General features: G+C 42.9%; 7 protein-coding genes. 6 read left to right on the forward strand and 1 reads right to left on the reverse strand.

What is annotated here, in order from left to right; all coding sequences use genetic code 11:
• The first annotated feature begins 84 nt into the window (after positions 1-84).
• The 5 genes from VM640_RS03685 (at position 85) to VM640_RS03705 (ending at position 7275) form a co-directional block, all read left to right on the forward strand.
• On the forward strand, positions 85-816 hold the full coding sequence (locus tag VM640_RS03685) for a 2-phosphosulfolactate phosphatase (protein ID WP_325390045.1): 732 nt from the start codon (positions 85-87) through the stop codon (positions 814-816).
• 44 nt (positions 817-860) lie between these two features.
• Positions 861-1409 (forward strand): pyruvate kinase alpha/beta domain-containing protein, encoded by a 549-nt coding sequence (locus tag VM640_RS03690; protein WP_325390047.1) that lies wholly within the window; start codon positions 861-863, stop codon positions 1407-1409.
• Between the two features lie 102 nt (positions 1410-1511).
• Positions 1512-2090 carry a phosphate propanoyltransferase gene (pduL, locus tag VM640_RS03695; RefSeq protein ID WP_325390049.1) on the forward strand — a complete coding sequence of 193 codons (579 nt, stop codon included), beginning with the start codon at positions 1512-1514 and terminating at the stop codon, positions 2088-2090.
• A 266-nt stretch (positions 2091-2356) separates the two neighbouring features.
• Positions 2357-2971: a TetR/AcrR family transcriptional regulator gene (locus VM640_RS03700; protein ID WP_325390051.1), complete on the forward strand. Its 615-nt coding sequence runs from the start codon at positions 2357-2359 to the stop codon at positions 2969-2971.
• The gene (locus tag VM640_RS03705; protein ID WP_325390063.1) at positions 2968-7275 is read left to right on the forward strand and encodes an acyl-CoA dehydratase activase-related protein; all 4308 of its coding nucleotides are present in this window, start codon (positions 2968-2970) and stop codon (positions 7273-7275) included. The genes VM640_RS03700 and VM640_RS03705 overlap by 4 nt, the downstream gene beginning before the upstream one ends.
• 130 nt (positions 7276-7405) lie before the next feature.
• On the opposite strand, the gene VM640_RS03710 is transcribed toward VM640_RS03705, so the two are convergent.
• Positions 7406-7687, reverse strand: a complete 282-nt coding sequence (locus VM640_RS03710; RefSeq protein ID WP_325390053.1) for a hypothetical protein — start codon at positions 7685-7687, stop codon at positions 7406-7408.
• 210 nt (positions 7688-7897) lie between these two features.
• On the opposite strand from VM640_RS03710, the gene VM640_RS03715 reads away from it, so the two are divergent.
• The coding region (locus VM640_RS03715; RefSeq protein ID WP_325390055.1) for an IS1380 family transposase at positions 7898-9151 on the forward strand (1254 nt) is incomplete at its 3' end.

Below are 9151 nucleotides of genomic sequence, written 5' to 3' on the forward strand. Positions count from 1 at the left end.
CTAAAATTAGCAGGAATTAAGATTGTATGAGAGAAATCCTACAGTTGAACCTATACGTATACTTACCGAAGGAGGTGACCCTATATGAGAATTGAAGTACTACCTAGTGCAGGAACACCTGTCCTTCCTTATTTGGAAGACAAGCTTGTCATCGTCATCGATGTTTTAAGGGCCACTAGTACCATGGTTACGGCCCTAGCCAATGGTTGTCAAGCCATTCTCCCGGTTTTGACTCCGGAGGAAGCGTTTGAAAGGCGTTTGGAAATTCCGGGTGTACTCCTCGGTGGAGAACGTCGGTCCATGCGGATCGAGGGCTTTGATTTGGGGAACTCGCCCTTTGATTATGCCCCAGAAAAGGTGGGCGGAAAAAGGGTGATCATGACGACCACCAATGGAACACGGGCGATTCGTGCGGCTGCTGAGGCTAAGGCGGTTTGGATGGCTTCCTTTCTTAATCTTGAAAGCATCGTACGGGCGATCCATCATCTTAAACAACGGATTTCGCTAGAAGGTATCGTAATTTTTTGTGCCGGAACAGAGGATCGATTTGATTTACCTGATACGTTATGTGCAGGTATGCTCATTGATGCGCTAGGCCAAGATATTCAATTGAATGATTTGGGGGAAGCGGCACGAATGATTTATCAGATTTCTAAGCTTAACCTTCTCGAGACGATCGAGCAATCCGATCATGGGCACCGTCTTCTCGAATTGGGTTTTGAGAAAGATGTTGTCTATTGTTCGACAGCGAATATTCTTCCTATTGTTCCTGCCCTCGTTGATGGAGAGGTTATTTGGCAGATGGAAAGTCTTTAATTAGGGAAAAATACTGGAAAGTAGAGCAAAGGAGAAAAATGAATATGGAGGTAAAGTATTTTGAAGAGCCGGGTCCAGAGAATACTCCGGAGGTAATACGGTTAGTGTTGAAGCGAGCGCAGGAGCTAGGTATTTCCACGCTCATTGTTGCTTCGAACTCTGGGGCTACAGCTGAACTCTTCTTGAATCAAGGCGTACAGGTCGTTTGCGTGACTCATCATGTCGGCTTTGCAGGACCAGGTGTTGATGAAATGGAGAAAGAACGCCGAAAAGGTTTAGAGGACAGCGGGGTAAAAGTGTTGACAACGACCCACCTTTTTGCGGGGATTGATCGTGCATTAAGGATCCAAAATGGCGGACTTTACCCGGGGGAAATCGTGGCCCATGCGTTAAGGCTTTTTGGACAGGGAATTAAAGTCGGAATTGAGTGCTCAGTTATGGCCCTCGATGCGGGCTTGATTGAATTTGGCGAAAAGGTGATTGCCATAGCGGGAACAGGGCATGGTGCAGATAGCGCTATTGTCCTGACCCCACAGCATTCCAATTACTTTTTCAAAACGAAGGTTCATGAAATTATCTGTAAACCGCTCTAAAAAACGAACTAAGAAGACATTTTGACGAAAAAAGGAGTATAATGATGAAAGCGCTACGAACCATAGATTTGTGGCATACTATCACGGGAGGTTAGATTGAAAATGGAAACTTTTAAAGTAAATGTAGGAATATCGAATCGTCACATTCACTTATCACCGGAAGATCTTGAGACCTTGTTTGGGGCAGGTTATAAGCTTACCCCAACTAAAGATTTGAGCCAACCTGGTCAATTTGCTACCGCGGAGCAGGTAACGCTTGTCGGTCCGAAAGGTTCAATGGAAGGCGTACGCATTCTTGGACCCGTTCGTAAAGCAACTCAAATTGAGTTAGCAGCGACAGATACGTTCAAGCTGGGAGTTAAACCTCCGGTTCGGGATTCGGGAGATCTTAGGGGAACTCCGGGACTCGAAGTTGTCGGACCAAAAGGAAAAATTCAATTAGAGCATGGGACCGTAATCGCAGCTCGCCACATTCATATGACTCCTGAGGATGCTAAAAAGTATAACCTAAAAGATGGAGATCATGTCAAAGTGGCTGTTGACGGACCGCGAGCTGGAGTTTTTGAACGGGTACTTATTCGTGTCAGCCCAAACTATGCCTTAGATATGCATGTTGATACTGATGAGGGAAATGCTTTTGGTTTGAAAAACGGTATGCAGCTCGATGTTATCCTCGAATAAAACGAAATAGGAAGAACGATCAACGATAAAGGAAACTTAACTTCAAATTCAATAGGATAGAAGGCTTGGAATTCAGAGCCTTCTATTTTTTTACCTTTTTTTGATTTAGATCACAATGCGAAAGTTAATATTTAAGTAAAATAAGGGAGGAGTTGAAGGGGAAAAATGGAGGCTGTTTACAGATTGAAAAGGAAATGATAAACTAAGGATGTTAGTAGATACTAACATCCTTAGGCAGAAAAACCGGCTTCGGGGAGGAATAATAAATGATCTCTGCGACGGAACAGAAAATCCTAGAAGCCTCCTTATTGCTTTTTTCACAAAAAGGGTATGATGCCGTAACTACCAAGGAAATTGCGCTTCATTCCGGGGTTAGTGAAATGACGCTTTTTCGGCATTTTGCTTGTAAACGGAATCTTTTCGAGACGATGTTTGAAACATACATCGTCAATCCGCAGTTCAAAGCCCTCTTTGAGCAACAGATGGAAGAAAATATCGAAAAAGATTTAATAAAAATTTGTCAATGCTACCAGGAAAACTTGCGAAAGAACCAGAAGATTATTATGTTGCAATTACGTAATCAGGATTTCATATCAATATCCGATGCTCCATTATGTAGAATTCCTAGTGAGCTAAAAAGGCTGTTAATGGATTACTTGTCCAAGATGAAGGAGAAAGGATACTTTATAGCAGATGTGGAAATAGGGGCTGTGAATATTCTTGCTTATAACTTTGGCTTGTTTATGTTCTGTCTGGTTAACAAGCAATTGCTATCTGGAACGGAGATCGACAAATGTATTGCCGATTATGCCAAAAAACTGTCTGTCCAAAGCCAATGCCCAATGGCCGGTGGACCTAGGACTACAATGGAGGAGAAATAATGAAAGTATTAAATGTAGGATTAGATATAGGCTCGACTACTGTGAAAATAGTTGTGCTTAGTGATGATAATCAAATTGTATATAAGAAGTACCTAAGGCACTTTTCCAATATCAAGAATACGGTCATTGGGATGATCGAGGATGCAAAACAGGCCATCCAAGGACATGGGTTAACCTTAATGATTACCGGCTCAGGTGGCTTTAATATTTCTGAGAAACTCAAAGTTCCGTTCATTCAAGAGGTTATTGCCTGTACGAATGCGATCAAGTCGCAAATTCCGAGTACTGATGCTGCGATTGAGCTCGGGGGAGAAGATGCGAAGATTACGTTTTTAGGGGAATCGATGGAGCAGCGGATGAATGGGACCTGCGCTGGTGGAACCGGAGCTTTCATCGATCAAATGGCCACTCTTTTGCAGACCGATGCGGCAGGGTTAAATGAGCTGGCTAAGAACTACCAGAATATATATCCGATTGCCTCTCGTTGCGGGGTTTTTGCGAAGACAGATGTTCAACCCCTGCTCAATGAGGGGGCAGCGAAGGAAGATATCGCTGCTTCAGTGCTTCAAGCCGTTGTCAATCAGACAATCAGTGGTTTGGCACAAGGCCGGCCAATCCATGGGCATGTGGCTTTTCTCGGCGGTCCGTTACACTTTATGTCGGAGCTTCGTCAACGCTTTATTGAGACCTTGAAGCTCACGGATCAAGATGTCGTTTTTCCCGATGATTCCCAGTTCTTTGTAGCAATCGGAGCCGCTATCTCCTCGCGCAGTGAAGAACCAATTTCTTTTGAATGTTTGTATGAGCGGACTCCGGCCATTTGTAAGATGAGGGAGGGGGATAGCGAGGCAATGGACCCTCTCTTTGCCAATGAGGAAGAATATCTAGCTTTCTTAGCACGCCATGAAAAGTATAAAGTAAAACGTGAAAATCTTGATACCTACGCGGGCAAGGCATATTTAGGAATTGATGCGGGGTCAACGACAACGAAAATCGCCTTAATTGGCGAGGGAGGAAGTCTCCTCTATTCGTATTATGGAAGCAACCTGGGTAGCCCTCTCGAGTCGACAATTGAAGCACTCAAGGAACTCTTTGCCAAGAAGAATTCGCAGACGGAAATTGTGAATTCGGCAGTCACCGGATATGGGGAGCATCTGATTAAAGCTGCACTGAAAGTGGATATCGGGGAAATCGAAACGGTTGCTCATTTCAAAGCTGCGGATTTTTTCCAACCGGGCGTGGATTTTGTTCTTGATATTGGTGGACAAGATATGAAGAGCTTAGTCATTAAAGACGGGGTCATTGATTCGATCAGCCTTAATGAAGCCTGCTCTTCCGGCTGTGGTTCCTTTATCGAGACTTTCGCGAATTCCCTCAATGTCGGGGTGAAAGAGTTTGCCCAGCTTGGCGTAAGGTCGAAAAAACCAGTTGATTTAGGGACTCGTTGTACTGTCTTCATGAACTCGAAAGTGAAGCAAGCGCAAAAAGACGGCGCCGAGGTGGGTGATATTTCCGCGGGAATTTCCCTCTCTGTGATCAAGAATGCGCTTTTTAAAGTCATTCGTTTGCGGAGTACGGAAGAATTGGGTGAAAAGGTCGTTGTGCAAGGTGGAACCTTCTATAATGATGCGGTTCTGCGCTCTTTTGAAAAGATCCTCGGTCGGGACGTGGTTCGCCCGGATATCGCGGGAATTATGGGGGCTTTCGGGTCGGCCTTAGTGGCGCGCGAACGCTATGAGGAAGGATATGAATCTAGCCTTCTCCGTGGTGAAGAACTTGAAAGTTTCTCGACAGAGACAACCATGAAACGTTGTGGACTCTGCGGAAATAACTGCATGGTAACTGTCAAGCATTTCTCGAGCGAAAGTGAGTTTTTCTCCGGCAACCGCTGTGAACGGGGTGCCGGCAAGGAGATTTGTCATAACGATATTCCAAATCTTTATGAATTTAAGTATAAACGCGTTTTTAACTATAAACCGTTAAAAGAAAGCGAAGCTAAACGCGGTGTAATTGGTATGCCTAGGGTGCTTAATATATATGAGGATTATCCCTTCTGGTACACTTTTTTCACGGAGCTTGGTTATCGCATCGTTTTATCTACCCGCACCTCGAAAAAGATCTATGAACAGGGTATGGATACAATTCCTTCAGAATCGGCATGTTACCCGGCCAAGCTCGTTCACGGCCATATTGTCGATTTAGTGAATAAAGGAATTACCAAAATCTTTTATCCTAGCATCCCCTATAATATTGAAGAAGACTCAGGAGCGAATAATCACTACAACTGTCCGGTTGTGACTTCTTATCCAGAAACGATTTGGGCGAATATGGATATTTTGCGTCATAACGAGATCACCTTCTACCATCCGTTTTTGCCGTTGGATATGCCAAAACGGATGGCGAAACGCCTTGTTAAAGAGCTGGCCCCAGAGGGAATTCCCAAGCATGAACTTGTGGAGGCCATGCGTAAAGGGTATGAGGAGTTAGCGGCCTATAAACAAGAGGTACGTGATCAGGGTGAAAAGACGCTTGAATATATTCGACAGCACCATATGAAAGGGATTGTTCTGGCAGGACGCCCCTATCATATTGACCCGGAAATCAATCATGGGATTCCTGAGATGATCAGCGCCTATGGATTTGCAATTCTCTCTGAGGATTCGATCCGACATTTATTGCCTGTTGAGAGACCAATCCGGGTTGTCGATCAATGGGTGTATCATTCACGTCTTTATTCTGCTACAAGTTATGTCGCTCAACAGTCTGATCTTGAGCTTGTCCAGTTAACCTCATTCGGGTGTGGTCTCGATGCTGTGACCAGTGACCAAGTCAAAGAGATTTTGGAACGTTATGGTAAAATCTATACGCTTTTGAAAATTGATGAAATCAATAATTTAGGAGCGGCTCGTATTCGAATCCGTTCTTTGATTGCAGCGATTAACGAGCGCGATAAACGTAACTTTATGCCTCAAAAACTTTATGATTTACCGGAGAGAGTTGTATTTACCGAAGAGATGAAGACGACCCATACTATTTTATCGCCCCAAATGTCCCCAATTCACTTCCAATTTTTAAAGACGGGCTTTGAAAAGGCAGGCTACACGATGGAAATTCTTCCCTCGGTGGATAAAGCTGCCGTCGATGAAGGTCTCCGTACGGTTCACAATGATGCCTGTTATCCAGCGATTATCGTTGTCGGACAGCTTATGGAAGCATTGCGTTCAGGGAAGTATGATTTGAATCATACCTCCGTGATTATCACTCAGACGGGCGGCGGTTGCCGAGCCACGAATTATATTGCCTTTATTCGGAAGGCTTTGCGAGATGCCAAGCTCGAGCATATTCCTGTGCTTTCCCTAAGTGCCTCAGGAATCGAGAAAAACCCTGGCTTTGAAATCACTGGGGCGATGTTTAGCGATCTCATGCACGGACTGATTTATGGCGATTTATTGATGCGGGTGCTTTATCACGTTCGTCCTTACGAAAAAGTTGCGGGATCGGCGAATGCTCTTTATGAACGTTGGGTGGAAAAATGTCAAGCATCGCTGATTAAAGGCAATCGCCAAGAAATCCGCGAAAATATTTACGGGATCGTTCGGGATTTTGATAACCTACCCATTGATGAACAATTGGTCAAACCGAAAGTTGGAGTGGTCGGGGAAATCCTCGTTAAGTTCCACCCGACAGCCAATAATAACATTATTGAACTTCTCGAAGCAGAAGGGGCAGAAGCAGTTATGCCCGATTTGACGGACTTCCTACTTTATAGTGCTTTTGATAACCAGATTAAATACCAACTCCTTTCAGGCAGCTTTAAAAGTATGGTCAATGGGAATATCTCGATCGAGGTCATAGAGTACTATCGCCGGGATCTGAAAAAAGCCTTAAAGGCGAGCAAACGCTTCAGTGCCCCACACACGATTCGACATACTGCGAAGGGTGCTGAAAAACATCTCTCGCTCGCCCATCAAACAGGAGAGGGCTGGTTCCTAACTGGGGAAATGGTCGAACTGATTAATAGTGGGGTAAACAATATTGTCTGCTTGCAGCCGTTTGCCTGCTTGCCAAACCATATTACTGGTAAGGGGATGATCCGGGAGTTAAGACGCTCCTACCCGCTTTCCAATATTGCTCCGATTGACTTCGATCCAGGAGCAAGCGAAGTGAATCAGCTCAATCGGATTAAGCTGATGTTGTCCGTTGCTCAAGAAAATTTAGAAAAAGAACAGATGGAAAATCAGGAAACACGGACGCAGGAAATTTCGTTAACTAAGCAGTCCAACCCAGTAAGTCTATCAAGTTAATAAATACGAAGAAGCCCACTTAATTTTTAAAGTGAGCTTCTTCGTATTTTAGTTAGAAGGTGTGACCAGCCAGAACACCATTCCTTAATCTAAACTGAACAGGATAAGAATATTGAGTAGAAGCTTTATGCTATTTTATCAGGTTTGGAAGATTATCATTATCAATGCTTTCCAATAGGACTGCTTTATTAGGAATGACATAATATTTCCAAGAACTCTTTACATATTTCCCATTTACCGTAATGTCCCAATCTTTTGTAAGGGTTACTACATAAGCAGCCTCTCGATCTTTCTCAACTTTTGTTGTAAATTTAACATTTGTTGTTGCACCTTGTTTTCCACCAGTAGGAAGCTTCTTTGAAACAGTATAAGATGGATTTGAAGGAAAGTCTGGATAGTCTTTTATTACCATTGAGACTGCGTTGGCTTCTTCAAAAGTGTTATTACTAATATTACTAATATTATCCTGAATTATTCACAGCTTTTCACACAAAGTAGTTTAAATGGCGATAACTAAAGCTTGGAAGCAAAAACTTTTTTCATCAAATAAATGAAAAAAGAACCCATTTCTGTTAGAGTTAAATCTGCAAGAAAATAACCAACAGAAAGAAGGATTCTTTATATGGCTACTTTATCGCAAATCACTCTTAATTTCAATCACAAAATCAAATTGTCCAATGACGGAGGCGCTCTTTCATCGGATACGGGCGAATTTCTTTTCAGAGAATTCGATGAAAAAATCGGATTTTCTAAGATACTGAAAGATCATTTGAAATTAAAGGATTCCCGGTCGTATTATTTCCATTCAAACGAAAATTTGTTGCGTCAAAAGATTTATCAAATGATTGGCGGTTATTCTGAAGATGACGCAGCCGATCAATTAACGAAAGACCCTGTATTTACACAAATTATAGGAACCTCAGCTTTAGCTTCACAGCCTAGTTTATCTCGTTTTTACTCACGCTTCGATGAAGAATCGATCGAGTATTTAAATCAAGCGAATCAAAAGTTGCTGGATAAAATTCACTCGTTTCGAAAATCCGAAGCACTTTTCATTGATTTGGATTCAACTCATTCCGATACCTATGGAGATCAGGAATCTTCGTCTTACAATGCTCACTATGGAACCATGGGATTTCATCCATTGGTTGCTTTTGATGGAGCTACAGGCGATTTTCTCAAAGCTAAGCTTCGCCCAGGGAATGTTTATACTTCAAACGGTGTCGTGGAATTTATTCAGCCATTGATTGAGCATTACAATGAGAAGTTTCCAGAAACGAGTTTATTCCTCCGTGGGGACAGCGGATTTGCCGTTCCGGGCTTGTATGATTTGTGTGAAAAAGAATCGGTTTACTACATTATTCGCTTAAAATCCAATGCCCAATTACAACGTCTTGCGGAAGAATATCGCTCTACTTCTCCATTCGTTAATAGTTCAAAAACAGAATGTTATTTCGAAGAAACCATTTACCAAGCCAAGTCATGGTCGAAACCGAGAAAGGTGATTATCCACTCTGTAAGGCCTGTTGGCGAGATGTTCTTTCATCACTCCTTTTTTGTCACTAATTTTGATGTGGCTTCCCCCCAGGATATCGTCCTTGCTTATAAAAAAAGAGGGACGATGGAGAACTACATTAAGGAAGCCAAAAATGGCTTTTACATGGACAAAATGAATAGCCATTCCTACCTCATTAATGAGGTAAAGATGATGCTGAGTTTGCTCGCTTATAATTTAACCAATTGGCTGAGGACTCTTTGTTTTCCGCAAGGGCAAAGGACGATGCAAATTGAAAGTATTCGGACACGGCTTATTAAAGTAGCCAGTAAGCTGGTAAAGTCAGGTAGATCCCTATATTTTAAGCTATCTTCCAGTTTC

Source organism: Desulfitobacterium sp. (genome assembly GCF_035539115.1).
Classification (GTDB): domain Bacteria; phylum Bacillota; class Desulfitobacteriia; order Desulfitobacteriales; family Desulfitobacteriaceae; genus Desulfitobacterium_A.